This window comes from Neorhizobium phenanthreniclasticum, from assembly GCF_040066075.1.
Classification (GTDB): Bacteria; Pseudomonadota; Alphaproteobacteria; order Rhizobiales; family Rhizobiaceae; genus Neorhizobium; species Neorhizobium petrolearium.
Map to the genome: position 1 here is coordinate 280,474 of NZ_JBEAAL010000002.1, position 23,274 is coordinate 303,747.

Below are 23,274 nucleotides of genomic sequence, written 5' to 3' on the forward strand. Positions count from 1 at the left end.
ATCAAGATCGGGTCAGCCGGGACCGCCGGAGGTGATCGCTTACTCGTCCTCGGTGAACATCCGGAATTGCGCGGCCTCAAGATCCTTGGGCGGCTGCATTCCGAGATGTTTCCAGGCATTTGCAGTTAAAACGCGGCCGCGCGGCGTGCGCTGGATGAAACCCTGCTGGATCATGTAGGGCTCGATAATGTCCTCGATCGCATCGCGCGGTTCGGACAGGCCAGCGGCAATCGTCTCGATGCCAACCGGCCCGCCACCAAAATTCACGGCGATCATGTTGAGGTAGCGCTTGTCGAGCTGGTCGAGACCCGCATGATCGACCAGAAGCCGCGTCAGCGCCTCGTCGGCGATCTCCTTCGTCACCGCCTCCGCCTTCGCGACCTCCGCGAAGTCACGCACGCGGCGCAACAGCCGGCCCGCGATGCGCGGTGTGCCGCGCGCACGCCGGGCGATCTCACGGGCGCCGTCGTCCGTCATCGGCAGGTTCATCAGCCGAGCGCCGCGCCGCACGATGAGTTCCAGTTCCTCGACGGTGTAGAACGACAGGCGCACCGGAATGCCGAAACGGTCCCGCAACGGCGTGGTAAGCAGGCCGAGACGGGTGGTGGCGGCGACTAGCGTGAATTTCGAAAGGTCGATCTTCACCGAACGCGCCGCCGGCCCCTCGCCGATAATGAGGTCGAGCTGGAAATCCTCCATGGCGGGATAAAGGATTTCCTCGACCGCCGGATTGAGGCGATGAATTTCGTCGATGAAGAGCACATCGCGCTCTTCGAGATTGGTGAGCAGTGCCGCAAGATCGCCCGCCTTGGCGATGACCGGGCCGGAGGTGGAACGGAAATTGACGCCGAGTTCCTTCGCCATGATTTGCGCCAGCGTCGTCTTGCCGAGTCCGGGCGGGCCGACGAAAAGCACGTGGTCGAGCGCCTCGCCACGCCCCTTCGCCGCCTCGATGAAGACCTTCAGGTTGGCGCGCGCCTCCGCCTGGCCGGTGAACTCGTCCAGCGACTGCGGGCGCAGCGTCGCATCCAGGTCTTCGCCCCGCTTTTCCGGCGTTATCAGGCGGGCGGGTTCATTCATGTGAGAAGTTCCATTCCGGGGACGCGCGCGGCGGCTTTCTTGTCGAAGGTAAAAGTCTTACTGCAGTCATCGATACGATTCATCTCACTCAGCAAGGCATCGGCGAAATCGACGTTCGACATACGGCAGATATGGATAGCATTGCCGACCGCCTCATAATCCGCCACCTCGAACTCGCGCCGTTCCAATATGGCCTGAATGAAGTCCAAGATACGATCCCTGGGATAGCGGTATTTGCGGTTCAGGACCCAGCTCGCTTCAAGGATGACGGATACATTGATGAAAAGAATATCGTCGGCATCCAGCCGATCCAGAAGCCTGCTAACGGCATCCATCTGCCTCGCATCATCCGGAATGGCGATCCGCAATAGGACGTTGGTATCGATGCCGATGCGTCCACTCATTCTCCGCCGCTCTGTCTGATCGCGTTTTCGTATCGCTCGACGGCGGCGTCCATAACAGCATTGTCGATATCGTTCTGCGAAAGCGGTCCATTTGCCAGCGGCTTGCCGAGTACGCCAGCCAATTCACCAAGAGGCTTATTACGCGGAATGACAACCATCTCGCCGTTGCGAACCCAAGCATAGCATTTGTCGCCCGGCTTGACCTTCAACTGGTCACGCAGGTCTTTCGGTATGGTCATCTGTCCCTTGGATGTGATCGTGATGCTGAAACCCATATCGCAACTCCGCTACGCCTTACATTCCGAGAATAGTAAGGCGAAATCTCTCTTTTGCAATCCCCTCACCGCGCCAGTTCCTTCAAGCCCAGCCGGATCAGCTTGGCGCTGTCACCCCCTTCGCCGCCGTTCTTCAACGCGGCGGCCACCGCATTCGCCGCCTGGTCACGTGAGTAGCCGAGATTGGTCAGCGCCGAGACCGCGTCCGCGACCGGCGCCGAAGCGACACCCTCGCCGATCTCCTGCTTGAAGCCGATATTCGCGGACGCCTCGCCCGCAAAGGCCGGGGCCTTGTTCTTCAGTTCCGTCACGATGCGCATCGCCACCTTTGGGCCAACGCCCGGCGCCCGCGACACGGAAGTCCGGTCCTGCAGCGCGATCGCATTGGCAAGCTCGGATGGCGTCAGCGTCGAAAGCACGGCGAGCGCCACCTTGGCGCCGACCCCCTGCACGCTTTGCAGCAGGTTGAACCATTCCCGCTCCAGCGCCGAAAGAAAGCCGAAGAGCTTCAACTGGTCTTCACGCACATACGTCTCGATGAAGAGCACCACCGCCTCGCCCACCGAGCCCATTTTCGAAAGCGCGCGGGACGAGCAAAAGACCTCGTAACAGACGCCATGCACGTCCACGAGAACGTAGTCGTCGCCGATCTCGTCGATAGTGCCTTTGAGCTTGCCGATCATAAGAAAGTCCGTCAGGGATGAGTTTCGGGGGAGATGATGTCGAGCGAAGGAAATAGGCGCGATAGCGGGACGCGTCGCGCGTAAGAAGACACGTTTTTCAGTGACGCGCACGATAATACCTCTCAAGTATTACCTATTGACCCAACGTGAACAAGTCAAGAACAAACTACCCCGCCAATGCCTGCCGCATGCGTCTTCCACCCCTGTGATGGGCATGGCAGATGGCGATCGCCAGCGCGTCGGCCGCGTCATTGCCTTTGAAATCCGCCTTCGGCATCAGGATCTTCAGCATCATGTGAATCTGCTGCTTTTCGCCATGCCCGACACCGATCACCGACTTCTTCACAGCATTCGGTGCATATTCGGAAACCGGCAGACCGGCACGCGCGGGCACCAGCATGACGACCCCCCTCGCCTGGCCTAGTTTCAGTGTTGCCACCGCGTCCTTGTTGACGAAGGTCTGTTCCACTGCCGCCTCGTCCGGCCTGTAGGCATGCACGATCTCTGCAAGCCCGTCATGGAGCTGGCAAAGGCGCGAGGCGAGGTCCATGTCGCCATCCGAGGTTACCGTGCCCGATGCGACGAAGCGCAAGCTGTTGCCCAGCGTCTCGATGATCCCCCAACCGGTGCGGCGAAGCCCCGGATCTATACCGATGATGCGAATCGTCTCTGTCATGCGCATGAGCCTATCGCCTTCCCGCAAAAGGCGCCACGCCGACGTGACGGCCATATCGGCGACTTCGGCCTAACTCGTCCGCCGTTAACTATGTGGAAAAGGATTTGGGCAGAACCTTAACAAATCCGGCAACTGCCTTTCCTTCACCGCGTTGGTTGAGCACAAAGGGGGGAGCCGAAGCATAAAGGAGGCGCCCGAATGATACGGGATCGAGATCCGAATGAATTGGAACTGCAGCATATGCGTGTCGTCGTCAACGCGCTGGACAGTGGGCTGAGACGGTTTGCCGTCGGGGACCTGGAGGCGACAATCGATGCGCCCTTTCCCACCCACTTGGAGGGCATGCGGCGGGATTTCAACCGCGGTCTGCGCGCACTGAGCGGCACGGTGGATTCGGTCATCGGCAATGCCCGTCTCCTGCGCCGCGAATCAGATGCACTTCGGAAAAGCATGACCGAAAACGCGGGGAAAGAAGCCGAGGAATCCACGCGCCTTTCCAAAGCGGTCGCGGCTGCCGGCACCGTGGCCCTGGGCCTTCGCCAGCAGAAGGCACTTGCCCAGCACGCGGCCACCATCGCCGAGAACGCCAAGCTCGACATACACCGTCCCAAGGAGGCGGTTGCCGCCGCGCTGAGGCTTATTGAAAAGATCGGCAGCGACCCCGGCGGCAAGGCATCACCCGGCCGCATCGAGGCGCTCTCGGAGAAGACTGAGCAGATCGGCCGGGAACTGGACGCCCTCAGCCTTTATCTGGACGCTCTAGGCGAACACATCGGCAATCTCGCGGAGGGGGTTGAAACCCAGGCCGGCACCGCATCCTCCACCTATGACGAACTGAACGAACTTGCAAAATCGAGACGCTCCGCAAGCCTGAAGGCCGATATCGAAACGCTGACGCTCGACCGCATGGACCGGGAGATCGCCGAGATCGACCAGAAGGCGAGCCGCTTCATGCATGTCACGGTCATCACCCCGCCGCCGCGCGATCCCGGTACGCGCGGTCCGCATCTGCGGCTGGTCAAATCGTGACCTGTCGGGGCCGCCATCGCGGCCCCTTTTTCCGTGGATCGGAGGGGTCGCATTCCTGGACACGGCTGCCTAAATAGATGGGACACCCTGTCACCCATCCGTTCAGGACATGCCGATGATCCCCTTTTCCATTCTCGATCTTTCGCCAATCGGCGAAGGTTATTCCGTGCGCGATGCACTCGACCAGTCCCGCCGCATGGCGATCAAGGCGGAAGAAGAGGGCTATAAACGGGTCTGGCTCGCCGAACACCATGGCATGCCGGGCATCGCAAGCGCCGCCACATCGCTGGTGATCGGCCATGTGGGCGCCGCGACCAGGACAATCCGCGTCGGCTCCGGCGGCATCATGCTGCCCAATCATTCGCCGCTCGTCATTGCCGAACAGTTCGGCACGCTGGAAGCGCTGCTGCCCGGTCGTGTCGATCTCGGCCTCGGCCGTGCACCGGGAACCGACATGCGCACCGCGAGCGCGCTTCGCCGCAACCTCGAAGCAGGGGCGGAAAATTTCCCGCACGACATCCTCGAGCTGCAAAAACTGCTCGGCACGCCGGAAAGGGACCAGGGCCTCATCGCCGTTCCCGGCATGGACGCCCATGTGCCGATCTGGCTGCTTGGATCGAGCATCTATAGCGCCCACCTCGCCGCCGCGCTGGGCCTTCCCTACGCCTTCGCCTCGCATTTCGCGCCCGACATGCTGATGGAGGCGATCGCAATCTACCGTGAGCGGTTCCAGCCCTCGCTTGAGCTCGAAAAGCCCTATGTGATGGTGGGCGTCATGGGCGTCGCGGCAGAAACCGATGCCGAAGCCGAGCGGCTTTTCACGTCCTCGCAGCAGCAGTTCGTCAACCTGCGCAAGAACGTCCGAACCCGCTTCCCGAAGCCGGTCGACAGCATGGAAGGCCTCTGGACGCCGATGGAGAAAATGAACGTCGAGCACACGCTGCGTTACGCAGCAGTGGGCTCCGTGCCGAAGATCACGGCGAAGCTCAGCGATTTTCTCGAAGAGACCGAGGCCGACGAACTGATCATCTCCATGCCGATCCACGACATCGACAAGCGCCTGCGCTCGGTGGAACTGTTCGCGACCTTGCCGATGATGGAGAAGATTTCACCCTCCCCTTGAGGGGGAGGGTCGAACCGAAGGTTCGGGGTGGGGTGACAGGCAAGACAGCTTATGTTTCACCCCCACCCATCGCTTCGCGATGACCTCCCCCCTCGAGGGGGAGGTAGAGGAAAGATCAGGCCGAAAGCTTGGCCATCACCTCGTCGGAAACCTCGAAGTTCGAATAGACGTTCTGCACATCGTCATCGTCTTCCAGGTTGTCGATGAGCTTCATCAGCGACTGCGCCTTTTCCTCATCGACCTCGATCGTGTTCTGCGGCCTCCAGATCGCCTTGACGGTCTCGGCTTCGCCGAGCGTGGCTTCCAGCGCTTTCGATACTTCGCCAAGGCTTTCGAACGCGCAGATGATCGTGTGGCCGTCCTCGTCGGAGGTCACGTCGTCGGCGCCCGCCTCGATCGCCGCCTCCATTACCTTGTCCGCATCGCCGGCGCCCGGCTTGTAAGTGATCTCGCCCACATGATCGAAGGAGAAAGAGACCGAACCGGTTTCGCCGAGCGCACCGCCCGCCTTGGTGAAGATCGAACGGACGTTCGAGGCCGTGCGGTTGCGGTTGTCGGTCAGCGCCTCGACGATGACTGCCGTGCCGCCCGGACCGTAGCCTTCGTAGCGGACGGAATCATAGGTTTCAGCATCCGCGCCGGACGCCTTCTTGATGGCGCGGTCGATATTGTCCTTCGGCATGGACTGCGCCTTGGCGTTCTGGATCGCCAGACGCAAGGCCGCATTCATGGTCGGATCGGGCAAACCCTGCTTGGCGGCGACGGTGATTTCGCGCGCGAGCTTGGAGAACAGCTTCGACCGGATCGAGTCCTGCTTGCCCTTCCGGTGCATGATGTTCTTGAACTGTGAATGGCCAGCCATGGCACCCCTGACGCTTTAGCTTGCTTTGGAATGGGCGCCTTATAATTTCGAAGCCCAACAGGTTCAAGGCTTTTCCGTTCAAGAGCATTTCCGGTTGGGGCGCGGGCTTTTCGCCGCCCCGATCCAGGAACAAAGCCCGAGCCTCGCTGTTTCTTCATCTGAACGAAGATAGAGGAGACAATCTATGGCAAGCCTGACAGAAGCCCGCGAAGCGCCGGAACGCCAGCTCTGGGACGAGATCGACAACATCCATGCAGGCATGCTCGGCATCGAAGGCTCGCATATGCATTTCCAGCCGATGGCGCCGCATGTGGATCGGAAGACCAGCACGATCTGGTTCTTCACCAAGACCGATACGGACCTGGTGCGAGCCATCCGTCCGGGTACACGGGCGCATTTCTGCGTCGTCGGCAAGAACCACGACTATCATGCCTGTCTGGCCGGCACGCTGGAAGTGCGCAAGGATCCGGCAAAGATCGACAACTACTGGAGCGCCGTGACCGCCGCCTGGTACGAAAACGGCAAGGAGGACTCGCTGCTCACCATGCTCGCCTTCCGCGTCGACGATGCGGAAATCTGGGCGTCCACGGACAGTTCGCTGAAGTTCGGCTGGGAAATCGCCAAGGCGAACCTGACGGACGAGAAGGTGCCGGAGGTCGGCGTCAAGCAGCACCTCGCCTTTCCGCAATTCCATTAGATCGATACGTCGCGGCGGGAATGCTCAAAGCCCTTGCGGCACCAGAATGGTCGGCTTCTTCGGCAGTGTCCGCATCGAAACCCTGATCACCGGTTCTCTCGCATAGGCGATATCGAACCGCCCATCGAACATGGCAAGGAAGTTGTCGAGCGGCGGCCCAAAGCGGTGCATGGGCAGGATGAGCGAGGAACGCAGGCGCTGGACGACGCGGCTCATGCTGTCCGCTCCCATCGTGAGCCCGCCATCGACCGGCACCATCAGGATGTCGAGCCGGCCGATCTCCGTATATTGCTCCTCGGTGAGCTCGAAATGCAGGTGGCCGAGATGGCCGATGCAGAGCCCCGCGACCTCGAAAATGAAGATGGAGTTGCCGTTTTCCTCGACGCTTCCACCCCAGGAGCGGATGTCGGAAACGACGTTGCGGATATAGACATCCCCCACCATCAGGCGATGCTCGGCCTTTTCGCTGGGAACGTCACTCCAGCCGTGCAGGACATGCTTGATGCCGGTATCCGGGCTGAGCGTATAGTGGGTGGAATGCGCCTTGTTCATCGTCACCACATCCGGCAGACGCGGCGGCGGATAGACGCCGCTGTAGTCGGTTGCGATCCCGACACCCTCCGGAGTCTCGATGAAATAGGTGGAGTGGCCGACGAAGGTGATCTTCACCTCCTCCTTTTCGGCGAGCGCGAGATTTTTCCCCGTCTGGACGAACTGCAGGTCGGAAGGTCTGAAACTCGCGAACATCACGCCGGGCAATTTGCTGGCGATCGCCTGGCACTGGCTGACCGGAAGGCCGGCATCCTGCGCGAACACGGCGAAGGCCGAAAGAAGAAGGCTGGAAAGACCGAATGCGAGAGCCCGTAGCATCGTGCCACTCCCAAGAACTGCAGTTCATGCTCATTCCCGGCGAAAACATGCGGCAATGCGAAAGACCGGTCCAGCGGAATTGGCTCGCCGACCCTCACAATTCTGTCATTGGTGAAGATCATGGAATTGACTATTGAAAAGCTTTCGCACCGACCGAGATAACCTCGCCGGCGCATGAGGCAGGAATGCTGGAGGGAGATTTCATGAAGCACGACATTGAGATCAAGACGGCCGACGGCACCGCCAGGGCTGCCGTCATCAAGCCGGAAAACCGCGCGGCGACGGTTAAGGGCGTCGTGATGTACATGGATGCCTTCGGCCCGCGTCAGGCACTCTACGACATGGGCCGGCGCATCGCCGATGCCGGCCATATCGTGCTCGTGCCCGATCTCTATTACCGTTCCGGGCCCTATGAACCTTTCAATGCCAAGACCGCCTTCAGCGACGAATCCACAAAGACAAAGCTCCGGAGCATGATGCAGGCGACTACGCAGGAACTGACCGCCCGCGATGGCGCCGCCTTTATTGACGCCCTGGAAGCGGCAGGCGCGACCGGCCCGATCGCCGTCGTCGGCTATTGCATGGGCGGCGCACGTGCGCTCACCGCCGCCGCCCGTTATCCCGACCGCGTCAAGGCGGCGGCGAGCTTCCACGGCGGCAATCTGGCGAGCGACGCCGATGACAGCCCGCACAGGCTCGCCGATAAGATAAAGGCGCGGGTTTATGTGGGCGTCGCCGGCGTCGACAACTCGTTTCCGCCCGAACAATCGGGCAGGCTCGCGGAAGCCCTTCGCAGCGGCGGCGTCGACCATACGATCGAAAACTACGTCGGCATGGCCCATGGCTGGGCCGTTCCCGACCACAGCGTCTACAACGAGCAGGGTTCCGAGCGGCATTTCAAGCGCTTGCTGACACTACTTGAGGAAGCGCTCTAACGCAAGATTGCACAAGGAGGGGACAATCCATGTACTACGCTATCCTGGCCTATCACGCAGAAGGAGTGGTCGAATCCTGGACCGAAGAAGAGGATGCGGCACTGATGACCGATCTGCTCCGCATCAACGACCGGCTTGTCAGGGAGAAGCATCTGGGACCGGCCGCGCGGCTGGGTCCCACGCGAAGCGCCGTGACGCTCCGCGGCAAGGATGCCGGCATCGTCACCGACGGCCCCTTTGCCGAAACCAAGGAAGAGTTGCTCGGCTTCTATGTGGTGGATTTCCCCACACTTGACGATGCCGTCGCAGCAGCCCGCGACCTGCGCCGCGCCAATCCGACCGCCGTCTATGAAATCCGGCCCGTCTCACTCTATCTGCCGGGCGCGCCGCTGGAGACCCGGGACGAGGGGTAAGGGTGCTTTGCGAAGTCGCGAAAGGAAAAGGGGCGGCCCGGACCGCCCCAGACCGAAATGTGGAATTCAAGCGGATGTCGATTCCGAGTCCGCTTGCGGCGCGGCTGTTTCAGGTGGGTCATCCTTCCGGAACTATCTTCAGACCGCCACGAATCCGCCATCGACAAATAGCTCTTCGCCACCAACGAAGCTGCTTTCGTTCGATGCGAGATACAGCACCGCCTTGGCGATCTCTTCGGTCTGGCCGAGCCTCCCGAACGGAATAGTTTGCTGCATCCATTCCTCGGCGCCGGCATTGTTCTGCAGATAGGTCTGCATTGCCGGTGTCAGGACCATGCCGGGTGAAACGACGTTCACACGAATGCCCCGGCTTTTCAGATCGGTCGTCCAAGTTCGCGCAAACGAACGGATCGCTGCCTTTGTGGCGCTATAGATGGAGAGGTTGGCGAAGCCCTTGCTACCCGCCCCCGATCCAGTCAGCACAACAGCGCCGCCGGCAGACATCAGCGGTAGAGCCTTTTGCACGGTGAAGACCATGCCCTTCACATTGATGCCAAAGACGCGGTCGAAATGATCTTCTTCAATGCCGCCGATGGGGGCTGACTCGGACACGCCGGCATTTGCGAAGACCACGTCCACGCGGCCGTGATCGCGCTTTATCTGCGCGTATAGCCTGTCGAGGTCTGCAAGATCGCTGACATCGCCTTGAACACCGATGGCACCGTTGCCGATTTCCTCGAGCGCCTCGTCCAGGCGTTCTTGCCGGCGTCCCGTGACATACACATGGGCGCCTTCTGCTGCGAACGACTTGGCTGTTGTCAAGCCGATGCCGTCCGTTCCGCCCGTGATCACCACGACCTTGTCCTCAAATCGCTTCGTCATATCATTCGCTCGCTTTCACAATAAGTGGAGGATTGCTCCAGTTACTATATGGAGATATCCTCCACTTACAAGTCATGGTGAGGCAGATTTTTTGACTGACGAAACCCCATTGCGAGCCGATGCGCAGCTGAACAGGGAGCGAATCCTTGCCGCAGCCGAGGAAGTCTTTCTGGAGAGAGGCACGGGCGTTTCATTGGACGACGTCGCAAAGCGCGCCGGGGTCGGGATCGGGACGCTTTATCGCCGCTTCCCAACGCGGGAAGACCTCTTAGCCGCGACGTATAGCGCCCGCTTCTTGGCTCTCGCTGAGGCGAGCCGTGCCAGAGCAGTTGATCTTGACCCCTCAAGCGCCTTGCGCGCCTACCTTGAAGAACTCGTCCAATATACGAATGTTTATCGAGGTTTTGCGGCGTCTCTCGGGACGGTTCTACAGATTGGAACGCCCGGATGTCTCGCTACCAGTGAGGAAGGTGCCCGACTTTTGCATACTGCACAGGAGGCGGGAGCTATTCGACCTGATATCAGCTTCAACGACATAGTCTGCGTCGCGACCGCAATCTCGCTCGCTACTGAGAAAGACACCTCACCGCAAGCGCACATCGCTCATTTGGTGGGCGTGTTCATGAATGGAATCGGTTTGCGCTGAAGCCACCAGGTTAGGGGCTGGGCCTAGATCATCCCTCAATCGCAGTCCTCTAGTTCCAAAAAGATGGAACTGTTTCGGCCAGCCGCGGGCCGATCCGCAGGGGCGCGATCTTCTCCGCAAGGCCGGTGGCGTCGGAAATCTCGATGCCGAGGCCGCAGAGCGTGGCCGGGCCCGTCGCCGCCTCGAAACGCCCCTTCGGCATTTTCGAGATGAAGCGGTTGAGCGGTTCTTCCTTGTCCATGCCGAGCGACGAATCGTAGTCGCCGCACATTCCGGCATCCGACATGTAGCCCGTGCCGCCATTGAGGATCTGGCAATCGGCCGTCGGCACGTGCGTATGCGTGCCGACCACGAGGCTGGCGCGGCCATCCACGAAATGCCCGAAGCACTGCTTCTCGCTCGTCGCCTCCGCGTGGAAGTCGAAAACGATCGCGTCCGCCTGCTCCTTCAGCGGACAGGCCGCGAGGATCGTCTCGGCGCTCTTGAACGGATCGTCGAGTTCCGGATGCATGAAGACCCGGCCCATGATATTGGCGACCAGGATGCGGGCGCCGTTTCGGGCATAGTAGAGCCCGGCGCCCCTGCCCGGCGTCCCGGCGGGATAGTTGGCAGGCCTGAGGAACTGGTCGTGGCGGGCGGCGAAGGCGATCGCGTCCTTCTGGTCCCATACATGATTGCCGGTCGTCACCACGTCGGCACCGGCATTGATCGTTTCCAGAAAAATCTCTTCCGTGATGCCGAAACCGCCGGCGGCATTTTCGCCGTTGACGATGACGAAATCGAGCTTCAGGTCGGAGACGAGGCCGGGCAGCTTTTCCCACACCGCCGTGCGGCCGGTCTTGCCCACCATGTCACCCAGAAACAAAAGGCGCATTCTTATCCAATCTATGCCTGGCCCGAATGTTCGAAGGGCCGGTAGCCGCTTTCCGTCAGGACCGCGTCCAGTCTGATATCGTGAGGTTCAAACGGCACTGATGCCACTTCCTGGCAGTCGAATGCAATCCCGATCAGCTTCGGCTTCAGGCCTTTTTGCTGCAGACGGTGAATCGCCCGGTCATAGTAGCCGCCGCCGTAGCCGATCCGGTGCCCCTGCCGGTCGAAGGCCGAAAGCGGCACCAGCATGACGTCGGGATCGAGTTCCGCCGCCTCCGGACCCGGGCCGAAGGTGCCGAACGTGCCGGGCACCAGGTCGGCTCCGCGGACCAGTTCGCGGAAGACGATCGTCTTCTTGTCGAGGATGACGGGAACGCAAAGCCGCGCGCTGCGGTCTCTCAAGGATGCCATCAGCGGCCTTAAGTCGACCTCCGAGCGGATCGGCAGAAAACCGGAGACGATCGCGCCTGCTTCAAAGTCGATCGCGCCCGCCCCATGCGAAGCAATCGCCAGGCTCTTTTCGATCCGCTCGACCGGCAAGATGGCGTCACGTGCGGCGAGCCGCTCGCCACGCAGCTCCGCTTTCGTCTTCCCATCCGCCATCACGCTCTTTCCGTGGCCCTGGTGACGAGCAGCTTGTCGATGCGCCGGCCATCGAGGTCCACGACCTCGAAGGTCCAGCCGTTCTTCGTGAAGCTCTCGCCGAGCTCCGGCAGGTGCTTCATCTCGTCGAGCACGAAGCCGGCGACGGTCTCGTAGCCGGGGTCTTCCCCGATCGGAACGCCCATCTGTTCGGCGAACTCGTCGACAGGCATCCAGCCGGCGACAAGGAAGGAGCCGTCGTCGCGCGGCACGATCGCGGGCTCCTCCTCCTCGTCCTCCTGGAAGACGCCGGTGATGGCCTCCAGGACGTCGCCGGAAGTGATGATGCCTTCGAAATGACCGTATTCGTCATAGACCAGCGCCATATGGGCCGGCGCGCGGCGGAGCGCCTGGATGACGTCGAGCGCGCCCGTGAGGTCTGAAACGACCGGCGCCTCGCGCATCAGCCCCGCTACGTCGAATTGCTTCTCGCCGGCGATGAAGCCGTAGGCATCCTTGACGAACAGCACACCAAGGATCTCGTCGGAACTGCCCTTGCGCACCGGCAGGCGCGAGCGCTGCGTGGCGCGAAGCTGGGCGCGAAGCTCTTCCGGGTCATCCTCGGTATCGATGACCTCGACATCCCGGCGCGGCGTCATCAGGCCGCGCGCCGTGCGGTCGGCGAGCCGCATGACGCCGGAAATCATTGCCGATTCCTCCGTCTCTATCACCCCCGCGCTCTGGGCTTCGGCGAGCACGGTGCGGATTTCCTCGTCCGTCACCCTGTCCCCGGATTCGCCCCTCTGGCCGAGCAGGCTAAGCACCATACGGCCGGAAACATCCAGAAACCAGACGATCGGCGCGCCGATCGTTGCAAGCAGCTTCATGGCCGGCGCAACCCGCGCAGCGACCGTCTCCGGCGCACGCAATGCGATCCGCTTCGGCACCAGTTCGCCGATGATCAGCGAGAGATAGGTGATGGCGACCACCACCGAGCCGACGCCGAGCGCATCCGCGGCATTGTCCGACAGGCCTTGCGCCTGAAGCCATCCGCTGAAACGCGCGCCGAGCGTGGCGCCGGAGAAGGCGCCGGAAAGCACGCCCACGAGCGTGATGCCGATCTGCACGGTGGAGAGGAAGCGGCCGGGGTCTTCCGCAAGCCGCATGGCCGTCGCCGCGCCCTTGTTGCCCTGTTCGGACATGACCTTCAAACGAACGGGGCGGGAGGACACGACGGCAAGTTCCGACATTGCCAGGACACCATTCAAAACGGTGAGCGCAATGACGATGATGATTTCGGTTAACAAGAGGAGCTCTTTGGCTAGGACAATATTCCGCACGCGAAACAGAAGCATCGCTCCGAAGAACGGCCCGCCTTGATGCGATTGCGCCGAAGGCGCCTCGCCGGCAAAGTTTCGCGCACAGCTCAGAAAACCGGAGACCGGTTCTCGGAGCTATGCACCTTCACTCGCAGATGGAAATCATAGGGTCGCATCCCGCCCATTGCAATGGCTGGAACAAAATCATGCGAAGTGGCTGAAGCTTTCAGTGCAGGCTGATCGTCAGTTCGGCGCGGGTTCCGGCGATATTCGGCACATAGTGGATGGCCGAACCGAGCGTTGCAGCCATGGATTTGACGATGCGGCTGCCGAGCCCCGTGCCTTTCGGCTGATCGTCTTCGCGCCAACCGATGCCGTCGTCCTCGACGGCAAGAAGCACGCTGTCCTCGCCCTGACGCTTCAGGAGGATTCTCACCTCGCCTTCCGTGCCGGCCGGATAGGCATATTTCAACGCGTTGGTAAGCAGTTCCGTGACGATCATGCCGATGGAAACGGCGCGATCGGACGAGAGCGATACCGGTTCGGCATCCAGCCGGATCGAAGGCCCCTGCCGATTATTGACCGAGCCCTGGACCTCGCGCACCAGCGTGCCGAGATACTTGTCCATCGACACGTGGCGGACGTCGTCGGAGGTGTAGAGACTGCGGTGCATGCCGGCGATGGCGGTAATGCGCGCCTGCGTTTCGGAAAGTGCCGCCTTGACCTCCTCGCTGCCGCTGCTGGAGGCCTGCAGGCGGATGAGTGCGGCGACCAGCGCCAGGCTATTGGCGACCCGATGGTTGACTTCCGCAAGCAGTATCTCGGCGCGCTCCTTGCCGCGGCGAATCTCCTGTTCGGCCTTCTCCTTGGCGCGGCGCAGTTCGGCATTGAAAATGCCCTGATCGATTGCGCTTTCCATCAGCGGCCAGAACTCCTCGCCGACCGTTTTGATGACATAGTCCGAGGCGCCGCTCTTCAAGGCGTCGATGGCGATCGTCGCGTCGCTGGAGCCCGTAACGTAGATCACGGGAATATCCGAACCACGCTCCTTCAGCCGGTGGAGGATCGCAAGCCCGGTGCCGGACCTCAGGTAATGATCGAGCACGACCACGTCGAGGCCGCCCCGATCCACCGCGTCCATCGCGGAGGCCTCATCCAGCGCGTGAACGACCTGATAACCGGCGCGGCCAAGGTGGCGTTCGGCAAGTCTGGCAAGGGCAAGGTCGTCGTCGACGTAAAGAATGGTGCGCGGCATCGCTTCTCGTTATTGTCCGGGTATCTGCATCACGGCAAAAAACAGCCCGAGCTGTCTGATGGCGTGCGCGAAGTTTTCATAGTCGACGGGCTTGGTGATGTAGACGTTGGCGCCAAGGTCGTAGCAACGCTGGATTTCCCGCTCGTCATCGGTCGTGGTCAGGATGACGACCGGAAGGCGTTTGGTGTGAGGATTGGACTTCACCTTCTCCAGGATGTCGACGCCCGACATGTCCGGCAGATTGAGGTCGAGCAGGATGAGCAGGTACCGTTCACGGCTGATCGCTCCCGAGCGGTCCGTCCCGAGAATGTAATCCAGCGCCGAGTTGCCATTGGTGAACGGGACGATCTCGTTGTTGACGCCGGCGCGGCGGACGTTTTTCTCGATCAGCCGCGCATGGCCCTCGTCGTCCTCGACCATCACGATCGTGACTTCTCTTCCGGCAGCTTTCATGACCCGTAACTCCTGACATATTGGGACAGATTGGTCGGCAGGCGGATGATGAACGTTGCACCGCCGCCCAAGGTGGACGTCACCGTAATCTCGCCCCCTAAATTTCTCACTAATGAGCGCACGTGGGCGAGGCCTATTCCTTCACCCGGCTTGTCCTGGACCCCGGAGCGCCGGAAGAGCTCGAAAATCCGCCCGTGATCCTCCGGCGCGATTCCTCTGCCATTGTCGGCGATCTCGATGCGAATGGAATTGCGCCCTGCCGGCATGGCCTTGACCGACAGCGTCAACGGGCGGTCCGGGTGCTTGTACTTGACCGCATTGTCGAAAAGATTGCCGAAGATTTGTTCCATCGAAAATCGGTCGGTAATAAGGCCGCGAGCTGCCGCCACCGAAATATTCACCTCTCCGCCCGCCTCGTTGACCTGATGATAGACGCTCGCCGCGGTCATCTCGAGGAGTTCCTGCAGATTGACGCTCTCCGGTTTCAACTCACGCCGTCCGTCGCGCGAAATCTTCAGGATCGCGTTGATGAGCCCGTCCATCTTCTTCGTCGAGGAGCGGATGAAGGCGATCGCCTCCGGCAGGTCCTCCTCGACCGCCTGCCGCGCTTCCCGCACATCACCTTCCGTCAGCGCGGCCCCGTCGGCGAGAACATAGGTGCTGATCGATTTCAGGGTCTCATCGAGTTCGCTGGTAAAGCCCATGATGTTGACGAGCGGCGCCCGCAGGTCGTGCGATACAATATAGGCATAGCGCTGGATCTCCCGGTTCGCCTGGATGAGATCCTCCGTCCGCTCGTTGACGCGCTCTTCGAGACTGCTGTTCAGGTCCTCCACTTCCGCCCGCGCGCGCTGCAGTTCGCGTATATGCTGAAAGACGACTGCAATCGCGCCGCCGAGCACGAGGATGATCAGAACGCCGCCGCCGACCGTGAACCACTGCAGCGACGACGCCGAATCATGAAGCTCGCCGACACCCGCATTGAGCCGTCCATCCGCGTCTCGGACCAACTGGCTGAGGATGGCGCTGATGCCGTCCATGGTCTGGCGGCCATAGGCTCCCTTGACGATCGCGACGGCGCCGGCGAAGTTGCCATTCCTGCCGAGATCGACCGTGCCACGCAGTTCCTCCAGCTTCTCATCGATCAGATGATCGAGTTCGTCCATCCGGACCTGCACGGAGTTTTGCGCTTCGACGGCTGCCTTGAACCGGGCTCGGGCCTGCGGCAGCCTTGTCGTGGCAACGGTATAAGGCGTCAGGAACTGTTCGTCCTGGGTAAGCAGATAACCCCGCTGGCCGGATTCGGCGGCACGCAGATTGAGCAGCATGTCCGAGGCGGAACTGCGCACGTCGCGCAGCTTCACCACGTCCTGAAAATAGGCCTGCGTCTTTCGCGACATGAAAAAGGAGGAAAGCACGATCGCGACCAGGATGACGCTGCCGAGAAGCAGCATCAGCAGGGAGGATCGGGCGAAGGTCGTGTTGAAAAGTCGCATTGAAAACAGGCCGCTGGTGGAAAGGGACGGCAAGAAGTTGGTGGCCTCGCCACCGTTTTCAAGCGTCGACCGGCACGAACGCCCGCGAAGATGATCTTTTGAGGAACTAAAGAGAAAAGTGCGATCCGAGACAACCGATGGAAGCTTTCGATCCTGGGCGCCTACTTACGTAGGTGGGCGCCGTATGTCCAGGCCCACGAGCCTGGTCAGGGACAGCTCCCTAAGGATCGGGTATGGCCCCGAGGATTCATTGTTCCTGTCGAGAAGCACAGACCGCGAGGTCAATATAAGGAGGAAACCGGCATTGCACCAGTGGCAGCGCGGCCATTTTTATTGCCGGCCGCCAGTGCCTGTTCGCTAGTTCACAGACGCCGGCGCACGCCCGTTGAGCTTCGCGGTCAAGCCCTCGAGTCGGGAGGCGAGTTCGCCAAGCGCGGAGACAACGATCTGCTCGTTTTGCCGCTGGCTTTCGAGCGTACCGTCGCTGCTTGCCTTGAGCGCCCCAACCTCCGCTTCCAGCTTGCCCAGCTTGCGCGTCACCTCGGACAGTTCGTCCATGATCATGATGCCGGCCATGACGGTGATCCTGAGATCGCCGATCTCGCCGAACTGGCTCTTGAGATGTCCGACATACTGGTCGAAGCGCTCGGCGAGCTCGGTCAGGTGATCTTCCTGTCCTTCTTCGCAGGCCATGCGATAGGCTTTTCCGTCGATCGTCACCGTTACCTGGGCCATGAGATCCCCTCTTGATCCTGTTGCCGCGTCAGCGGTCGAGCACGGCGCGGATGGTCTCCATCGCCGTCACCAGGCGCCGCGAGACTTCCCGGTTCACCTCTTCCAGGCGGTTGGCGCGAAATTGCGATTCGTCGAGTTCCTGGGCAAGCCGCGCCCGGTCCGCGTGCACGCGGCGCACCTCGCCTTCTGCTTCCTGGCCTTCGCGCTGGCGCTCGATGCGCGCCTCGATGGCGCTTTCGAGACCGCCGATCGCAGCCTTCAGCTCCGAGATCGCCATGTCGATCGTCTTTTCCGCCGGCATGAGAAGCCTTCCTGTCGAAACGCGAAGAGGGCCGAATCGCATCGGCCCGCATTCTCCACAATCGCCACAGACTATTCACGGGCCGCAAGGCGGTCAATCAATCCAAACCCGTCGGACCTGTTCTAACTGTGGATCATGGCCTGTGTTTCGATATGCTCTTCGCACTGCATATAAATCAGGCAGCATGCGGGAAACTTCGCCATCATTCCATCGTCGGGCCTGTGCTTTTATTGACTTGCGCGTTGCACCTGCTAAGGATCAGCCGCTCCCCGACGGTCCGTGGTCCACCTCCTGGTGGCACCAGCAGGACCGCGACCGACACCCGGAAAAAGCGGATTAGCTATGACCTCTCGCGACAAACATAACCGGATGGCGAATGCGATCCGATTCCTTGCCATGGATGCTGTGGAAAAGGCCAATTCGGGCCATCCCGGCCTGCCGATGGGCGCTGCCGACATCGCGACCGTGCTCTTCACCCGCTACCTGAAATTCGATCCGAAGAACCCGCTCTGGCCGGACCGCGACCGTTTCGTACTGTCCGCCGGTCACGGTTCGATGCTCCTCTATTCGCTCCTCTATCTCACGGGGTATGAGGATATGACGATCGAGGACATCAAGCAGTTCCGCCAGCTCGGCTCCAAGACGGCCGGCCACCCCGAATACGGCCATGCCTCGGGCATCGAGACGACCACCGGCCCGCTCGGCCAGGGCATTGCCAACTCCGTCGGCATGGCGATCGCCGAGCGCAAGCTTGAGGAAGAATTCGGCTCCGACCTGCAGAGCCATTATACATACGCGCTCTGCGGCGACGGCTGCCTGATGGAAGGTATCAGCCAGGAAGCGATCGCACTTGCCGGGCATCTCAAGCTCAACAAGCTCGTCCTTATCTGGGACAACAACAACATTACCATCGACGGCCCCGTGAGCCTCGCCGATTCCACCGACCAGATCGCCCGCTTCAAGGCTGCGCATTGGAACACGATCGAGATCGATGGCCATGATCCCGACCAGATCGCCGCCGCCATCGAAGCCGCCCAGAAATCTGACCGTCCCACCTTCATCGCAGCCAAGACGATCATCGGCTTCGGCGCCCCGAACAAGCAGGGCACCCACAAGGTGCACGGCTCGCCGCTCGGCGCCGAGGAAATCGCCGCCGCCCGCAAGGCGCTGGACTGGGAGGCGGAAGCCTTCGTGGTCCCCGCCGACGTGCTGGATGCCTGGCGCCTCGCCGGCCTGCGCTCCACCAAGACGCGCAAGGAATGGGAAGATCGCCTTGCCGCCGCGCCGGCAGAAAAGAAGTCCGAGTTCGTCCGCCGCTTCGCCGGCGACCTGCCAGGCAGCTTCGATAGCGCCATCGACGCCTTCAAGAGGAAGGTTGCCGAGAACAATCCGACGGTCGCCACCCGCAAGGCCTCCGAGGATGCGCTTGAAATCATCAACGGGCTTGTGCCGGAAACGCTCGGCGGTTCCGCCGACCTGACGCCATCGAACAACACCAAGACCAGCCAGATGAAGTCGATCACGCCGACCGACTTCTCCGGACGCTACATGCACTGGGGCATCCGCGAGCATGCGACGGCGGCGGCCATGAACGGCATCGCCCTGCACGGCGGCCTGATCCCCTATTCCGGCGGCTTCCTGATCTTCTCGGACTATTGCCGCCCTGCCGTCCGCCTCGCAGCCCTGATGGGTATCCGTGTCGTCCATGTCTGGACACATGACTCGATCGGCGTCGGTGAAGACGGCCCGACCCACCAGCCGGTGGAACATGTCGCGTCCTTGCGCGCCATCCCGAACCTCCTCCTCTTCCGGCCGGCCGACGAGACCGAGACGGCGGAATGCTGGCAGCTGGCGCTCAAGGAAAAGCATCGCCCCTCCGGCCTGGCGCTCACCCGCCAGAACCTGACGCCTGCCCGCAAGACCTACGAAGAGAAGAACCTCTGCGCCCACGGAGCCTACGAACTGGTTTCCGCAAGCGACGCCAGGGTGACGATCTTCGCGTCCGGCTCGGAAGTCGAGATCGCGCTGAAGGCGCAGGCTGTCCTCGACGGCAAGGGGATCGCGACGCGCGTCGTTTCGGTCCCCTGTGTCGAACTCTTCCTGGAGCAGCCGGAAGCCTACCAGCAGGCGATCGTCGGCAACTCGCCGGTCAAGATCGCCGTCGAGGCAGCAGTGCGCGAAGGCTGGGATCACTTCATCGGCCCGAAGGGCGTCTTCATCGGCATGAAGTCCTTCGGCGCCTCCGGTCCGGCCAAGGATCTCTACAAGCATTTCGGCATTACCGCGGAAGCGGTCGTCGCCGCTGCCGAGAAAGAGCTCGCGTGAGCCGGAACCATTCACCTAGAGACCTGTAAGAAGCGGGAGTATCAGAAATGACTGTCAAGGTTGCCATCAACGGGTTCGGCCGCATCGGCCGCAACGTTCTGCGCGCCATCGTGGAATCCGGCCGCACCGATATCGAAGTCGTCGCCATCAACGACCTCGGCCCGGTCGAGACCAATGCGCACCTGCTGCGTTACGATTCCATTCATGGCCGCTTTCCCGCGGAGGTGAAGGTCGAAGGCGACACGATCGCCATCAACGGCGGCAAGCCGATCAAGGTGACCGCGATCAAGGACCCGGCGACCCTGCCGCACCGGGAACTCGGCGTCGGCATCGCCATGGAATGCACGGGCATCTTCACCGCCCGCGATAAGGCCGCCGCCCACCTGACGGCCGGCGCCAAGCGCGTTCTCGTCTCGGCCCCCGCCGACGGCGCCGACCTCACGGTCGTCTACGGCGTCAACCACGACAAGCTGACCAGCGAACACCTGGTCGTCTCCAACGCTTCCTGCACGACCAACTGCCTGGTTCCGGTCGTCAAGGTCCTGAACGACCTCGTGGGCGTCGATCATGGCTTCATGACCACGATCCACTCCTACACGAACGACCAGCCGTCGCTCGACCAGATGCACAAGGATCTCTACCGCGCCCGCGCCGCAGCACTTTCGATGATCCCGACCTCGACGGGCGCCGCCAAGGCCGTCGGCCTCGTGCTGCCGGAACTGAAGGGCAAGCTCGACGGCTCCTCGATCCGCGTCCCGACGCCGAACGTCTCCGTCGTCGACTTGAAGTTCGTCGCCAAGCGCAACACGACGAAGGAAGAAATCAACGAGGCCATCAAGGCCGCCGCCAACGGCGCGCTGAAGGGCGTCCTCGGCTACACCGAGGAGCCGCTGGTTTCCCGCGACTTCAACCACGACAGCCATTCCTCGATCTTCGCGGTCGACCAGACCAAGGTCATGGAAGGCAATTTCGTGCGCATCCTCACCTGGTACGACAACGAATGGGGCTTCTCCAACCGCATGGCGGACACGGCGATCGTGCTTGCAAAGCTGATCTGAGGATTGGCGAGGCTGCCTTCCGGCGGCATCGGCAGGATATGAACCTCCTCCCGCAAGGGAGGGGGTTTTTGTTTGTGGGGATTTCGGAGAGGGCAATGCTGGGTTCGAGGAAAGCGCACCGCCAGCAAAAGTCGCCGGTCGTGAAGCGCTCACGGCGCCAACGGGAGACATAGCGCCATCGGGTTAGATGAGTGACCGCTCTGGGGCCGCGAGTGGACCGTCGACTCCACAGCTGATTATTGTAGAAGCGCCCCTTATATTCGGGTCTATTTCGTTTTCATTACTCTTCGCGGTATGGTCACGGGATGATCGAAACCCCATCAATCCTCTATGCGGGCATTTCCCACGTCACGTATGCCGGCGAGCCGTTCGATATGGGACACGGCATCGTCCTGAGGCCAACGTATGCTCATCTCTTTGCCGCCAACATGATGGCGTTCGCGAGAGCAACGGAGGGGAAACATCATCCTGCCCCTTGGCGCGCGGCGCGAGGTGGGTTCAGCTACGATATTGAGGTCGAACTGGCAGTTCCCATCGGCCAGAAGCTACCAGGAGAACTCAGAGCTGAGGACACTGTGTGGTTGATCGCCGCGCTGCTGAGACTGGCGGAATATACTTATCTGATGGTCCCAGTCATTTCTGATGTGTCGTTCGATGCGGCAGTTGCATCGAAGCAGGATCCGCTGCTCCAGCCGTTCGAGATTGAACCGCGCATCCTTCACGCGAGAGACGACAAGATGTCGCGCCTCAAGATTGAGGACCTGTTATGGGTGAAATCCGTGTGGCCCCGGACGGCAGAACTGTTGCGGACATGCTCGCCACTAAACATGGCACTTCGTGCGGCCGACGCCTGCACAGTCAGGGACCGACCGGCCTCGGCGTTGCTGACAGCGTGGGGTGCGCTGGAAGAACTATTCGCTCCGTCACGGGCTGAGCTTCGCTTTCGGGTATCAGCTCACATCGCGGCTTACCTTGAGCCGGTCGGGCCCAAGCGACGCGAATTGTTTAAGACGGTTGCGGACCTCTACAACGCGCGCTCGAAGGCCGCACACACAGCCCAAGATGCAGAGGTCGCCGTGTTAATACAAAGCTTCATAATCCTACGGAACGCCCTCATTCGGATGATCGACGAGGGAGCCGTGCCGACGCAGGCCGATCTGGAAGAGCGTCTGTTCTGCGGTGACGGGCAATGATCATCGACGGAGCGACAAATTGGGGAGCGGACGGCCCCCGCCCGGCCGCAGAGGGCTTCGACGTCGAAGCGCGGTCGAAGTCGATTTATGAATGGGTCCGGCAGGTACGCGGCGGTGTTCTGGCTGGCGCGTTCACCGTCGAGCGGCATATTAGCGTTGCCATCACCCACTTTATGCTGGGCGACAGGATTGGCATTCCCGAAGTTCGGGACGCCTTTGACGAAGGGTTACTTGGACCACTCGCATTCGAGCGCCGCATCAACGTGGTCATGCAGATCGCCCCACATGTACTCTCGTCCGATGAGGCGGCATCCCTCAAGGCAGACCTGAGCGAGCTGAGAACCTTGCGGAACGCGATGGCTCACAAGCCCTTTTGGCTCCATCCCGAACTGAACGACGAAAGGGAGGTCGTGAACCTTGTGCCGATCATGCAGCGTGGGAAGGGTCTCCTGCTGCTAACGACGCCGTTCGTGGAGCAGGTCAACGCACTGATCGCAGGCCTGATCGAAAGGACTGACAATCTAGCCAAAGGAGTTGCCCAGTGTTCGCCTAAGTCAGGCTCCCCGAAAAGCGATTGACCGCCATTTGTGGGCTAGATCTGCGAACGGCCGGTATTGGGTTTAAACGACGCGGTTCTGAACAGCCGAATTGGGCGCAAAGAGGTTATACACGCCGAGATCGCCAAACGGCAGCTTCCGGTCCGAAAGAAACCATGTGACGTTCTTTCTTGCCCTGAAACCGCAAAAGCCCGTCATGCTGCGCTTTGCCAAATTTTTTTCATCCCCTAATTTCCCCGCCCTCACAACCCATGCCTACAATCACCTCGCTTCCGTCGCCGGAGTGTTTCGCGAGACGTTCGCGGGCAGGCGGGAGCCGGCGCTTTCATCGGAACCGTAACGTGCGGGAAAGGTGGAAGAGGTGAAAGCCATGGAGAGTTCGTCGCAAGACAAACGCTCCTATCAAGCCTCCCCCGGGCAGCCATGTCCGGTTCGGTTGAGCCGTGCAAGTGGTGAGCCTGTCCCGAAAGGACGGGCGTGAACAAGACCACGCAGCGAGGCGAGATGATCACCTGTAGGGGCCGGAAGCCCCGAGAGAACGCCGAAGGCCAC

General features: G+C 61.3%; 26 protein-coding genes and 1 other RNA gene. 10 read left to right on the forward strand and 17 right to left on the reverse strand.

The genetic code is table 11. From position 1 onward, the window contains the following. Positions 1-39: 39 nt before the first annotated feature. From ruvB to ruvC, 5 genes are all read right to left on the reverse strand, one after another. On the reverse strand, positions 40-1,080 hold the full coding sequence (gene ruvB, locus ABK249_RS05495) for a Holliday junction branch migration DNA helicase RuvB (protein WP_227703727.1): 1,041 nt from the start codon (positions 1,078-1,080) through the stop codon (positions 40-42). After that, positions 1,077-1,484, reverse strand: coding sequence for a PIN domain-containing protein (locus ABK249_RS05500; protein ID WP_227703728.1), 408 nt, complete (start codon positions 1,482-1,484; stop codon positions 1,077-1,079). The genes ruvB and ABK249_RS05500 overlap by 4 nt, the downstream gene beginning before the upstream one ends. Continuing rightward, positions 1,481-1,759, reverse strand: coding sequence for an AbrB/MazE/SpoVT family DNA-binding domain-containing protein (locus ABK249_RS05505; RefSeq protein WP_037148987.1), 279 nt, complete (start codon positions 1,757-1,759; stop codon positions 1,481-1,483). Before ABK249_RS05505 ends, ABK249_RS05500 begins: the two co-directional genes overlap by 4 nt. A gap of 65 nt (positions 1,760-1,824) precedes the next feature. After that, on the reverse strand, positions 1,825-2,442 hold the full coding sequence (gene ruvA / locus ABK249_RS05510) for a Holliday junction branch migration protein RuvA (RefSeq protein ID WP_037148984.1): 618 nt from the start codon (positions 2,440-2,442) through the stop codon (positions 1,825-1,827). A gap of 166 nt (positions 2,443-2,608) precedes the next feature. After that, on the reverse strand, positions 2,609-3,118 hold the full coding sequence (gene ruvC / locus ABK249_RS05515; protein ID WP_037149610.1) for a crossover junction endodeoxyribonuclease RuvC: 510 nt from the start codon (positions 3,116-3,118) through the stop codon (positions 2,609-2,611). A gap of 198 nt (positions 3,119-3,316) precedes the next feature. On the opposite strand from ruvC, the gene ABK249_RS05520 reads away from it, so the two are divergent. Together ABK249_RS05520 and ABK249_RS05525 are read left to right on the forward strand one after the other, a co-directional pair. Continuing rightward, positions 3,317-4,147 (forward strand): methyl-accepting chemotaxis protein, encoded by an 831-nt coding sequence (locus ABK249_RS05520; protein WP_227703729.1) that lies wholly within the window; start codon positions 3,317-3,319, stop codon positions 4,145-4,147. 115 nt (positions 4,148-4,262) lie between these two features. Continuing rightward, positions 4,263-5,270, forward strand: coding sequence for an LLM class flavin-dependent oxidoreductase (locus ABK249_RS05525; protein ID WP_227703730.1), 1,008 nt, complete (start codon positions 4,263-4,265; stop codon positions 5,268-5,270). A gap of 115 nt (positions 5,271-5,385) precedes the next feature. Here ABK249_RS05525 and ABK249_RS05530 read toward each other — a convergent pair whose 3' ends face one another. Then, the gene (locus ABK249_RS05530) at positions 5,386-6,132 is read right to left on the reverse strand and encodes a YebC/PmpR family DNA-binding transcriptional regulator (RefSeq protein WP_037148978.1); all 747 of its coding nucleotides are present in this window, start codon (positions 6,130-6,132) and stop codon (positions 5,386-5,388) included. Positions 6,133-6,316: 184 nt separating this feature from the next. Here ABK249_RS05530 and ABK249_RS05535 point away from each other — a divergent pair, with 184 nt between their 5' ends. Then, a complete protein-coding gene (locus ABK249_RS05535) occupies positions 6,317-6,829 on the forward strand; it encodes a pyridoxamine 5'-phosphate oxidase family protein (RefSeq protein WP_227703731.1) in 513 nt (170 codons plus the stop codon). A 24-nt stretch (positions 6,830-6,853) separates the two neighbouring features. Here ABK249_RS05535 and ABK249_RS05540 read toward each other — a convergent pair whose 3' ends face one another. Further along, positions 6,854-7,699, reverse strand: a complete 846-nt coding sequence (locus tag ABK249_RS05540) for an MBL fold metallo-hydrolase (RefSeq protein ID WP_227703732.1) — start codon at positions 7,697-7,699, stop codon at positions 6,854-6,856. Positions 7,700-7,902: 203 nt separating this feature from the next. Between ABK249_RS05540 and ABK249_RS05545 the strand changes: the two genes are divergently transcribed. Both ABK249_RS05545 and ABK249_RS05550 read left to right on the forward strand, forming a co-directional pair. Further along, on the forward strand, positions 7,903-8,634 hold the full coding sequence (locus ABK249_RS05545) for a dienelactone hydrolase family protein (protein ID WP_227703733.1): 732 nt from the start codon (positions 7,903-7,905) through the stop codon (positions 8,632-8,634). 29 nt (positions 8,635-8,663) lie between these two features. Further along, the gene (locus ABK249_RS05550; RefSeq protein WP_037156110.1) at positions 8,664-9,047 is read left to right on the forward strand and encodes a YciI family protein; all 384 of its coding nucleotides are present in this window, start codon (positions 8,664-8,666) and stop codon (positions 9,045-9,047) included. Positions 9,048-9,185: 138 nt separating this feature from the next. Here the strand turns inward: ABK249_RS05550 and ABK249_RS05555 are convergent, their stop codons facing one another. Further along, positions 9,186-9,929 (reverse strand): SDR family NAD(P)-dependent oxidoreductase, encoded by a 744-nt coding sequence (locus ABK249_RS05555; RefSeq protein ID WP_037156108.1) that lies wholly within the window; start codon positions 9,927-9,929, stop codon positions 9,186-9,188. A gap of 91 nt (positions 9,930-10,020) precedes the next feature. Between ABK249_RS05555 and ABK249_RS05560 the strand changes: the two genes are divergently transcribed. Beyond that, the gene (locus ABK249_RS05560) at positions 10,021-10,575 is read left to right on the forward strand and encodes a TetR/AcrR family transcriptional regulator (protein WP_227703734.1); all 555 of its coding nucleotides are present in this window, start codon (positions 10,021-10,023) and stop codon (positions 10,573-10,575) included. Positions 10,576-10,624: 49 nt separating this feature from the next. On the opposite strand, the gene ABK249_RS05565 is transcribed toward ABK249_RS05560, so the two are convergent. The 9 genes from ABK249_RS05565 to ABK249_RS05605 form a co-directional block, all read right to left on the reverse strand. Further along, entirely contained in the window at positions 10,625-11,449 is an 825-nt protein-coding gene (locus tag ABK249_RS05565) for a TIGR00282 family metallophosphoesterase (RefSeq protein ID WP_037156095.1), read from the reverse strand. Between the two features lie 11 nt (positions 11,450-11,460). Then, positions 11,461-12,051: a 5-formyltetrahydrofolate cyclo-ligase gene (locus tag ABK249_RS05570; protein ID WP_037156093.1), complete on the reverse strand. Its 591-nt coding sequence runs from the start codon at positions 12,049-12,051 to the stop codon at positions 11,461-11,463. Next, positions 12,051-13,322, reverse strand: a complete 1,272-nt coding sequence (locus ABK249_RS05575; RefSeq protein ID WP_320443051.1) for a hemolysin family protein — start codon at positions 13,320-13,322, stop codon at positions 12,051-12,053. Before ABK249_RS05575 ends, ABK249_RS05570 begins: the two co-directional genes overlap by 1 nt. Positions 13,323-13,575: 253 nt before the next feature. After that, entirely contained in the window at positions 13,576-14,604 is a 1,029-nt protein-coding gene (locus tag ABK249_RS05580) for a sensor histidine kinase (RefSeq protein WP_227703736.1), read from the reverse strand. A gap of 9 nt (positions 14,605-14,613) precedes the next feature. Further along, positions 14,614-15,057, reverse strand: coding sequence for a response regulator (locus tag ABK249_RS05585; protein ID WP_037156089.1), 444 nt, complete (start codon positions 15,055-15,057; stop codon positions 14,614-14,616). Then, positions 15,054-16,553, reverse strand: a complete 1,500-nt coding sequence (locus tag ABK249_RS05590) for a sensor histidine kinase (protein WP_348862402.1) — start codon at positions 16,551-16,553, stop codon at positions 15,054-15,056. Before ABK249_RS05590 ends, ABK249_RS05585 begins: the two co-directional genes overlap by 4 nt. Before the next feature lie 118 nt (positions 16,554-16,671). Next, positions 16,672-16,831: non-coding RNA, 6S RNA (gene ssrS, locus ABK249_RS05595), on the reverse strand. Between the two features lie 79 nt (positions 16,832-16,910). Further along, the gene (locus ABK249_RS05600) at positions 16,911-17,288 is read right to left on the reverse strand and encodes a cell division protein ZapA (RefSeq protein WP_227703737.1); all 378 of its coding nucleotides are present in this window, start codon (positions 17,286-17,288) and stop codon (positions 16,911-16,913) included. Between the two features lie 28 nt (positions 17,289-17,316). Beyond that, a complete protein-coding gene (locus ABK249_RS05605) occupies positions 17,317-17,589 on the reverse strand; it encodes a DUF4164 domain-containing protein (RefSeq protein ID WP_037156158.1) in 273 nt (90 codons plus the stop codon). Between the two features lie 342 nt (positions 17,590-17,931). On the opposite strand from ABK249_RS05605, the gene tkt reads away from it, so the two are divergent. From tkt to ABK249_RS05625, 4 genes are all read left to right on the forward strand, one after another. Continuing rightward, positions 17,932-19,914: a transketolase gene (gene tkt / locus ABK249_RS05610; RefSeq protein ID WP_227703738.1), complete on the forward strand. Its 1,983-nt coding sequence runs from the start codon at positions 17,932-17,934 to the stop codon at positions 19,912-19,914. 47 nt (positions 19,915-19,961) lie between these two features. Continuing rightward, positions 19,962-20,972 carry a type I glyceraldehyde-3-phosphate dehydrogenase gene (gene gap / locus ABK249_RS05615; protein WP_227703739.1) on the forward strand — a complete coding sequence of 337 codons (1,011 nt, stop codon included), beginning with the start codon at positions 19,962-19,964 and terminating at the stop codon, positions 20,970-20,972. A 305-nt stretch (positions 20,973-21,277) separates the two neighbouring features. Continuing rightward, positions 21,278-22,165 (forward strand): HEPN domain-containing protein, encoded by an 888-nt coding sequence (locus ABK249_RS05620; RefSeq protein ID WP_227703740.1) that lies wholly within the window; start codon positions 21,278-21,280, stop codon positions 22,163-22,165. Beyond that, on the forward strand, positions 22,162-22,743 hold the full coding sequence (locus ABK249_RS05625) for a hypothetical protein (protein WP_227703741.1): 582 nt from the start codon (positions 22,162-22,164) through the stop codon (positions 22,741-22,743). Before ABK249_RS05620 ends, ABK249_RS05625 begins: the two co-directional genes overlap by 4 nt. Positions 22,744-23,274 lie beyond the last annotated feature (531 nt).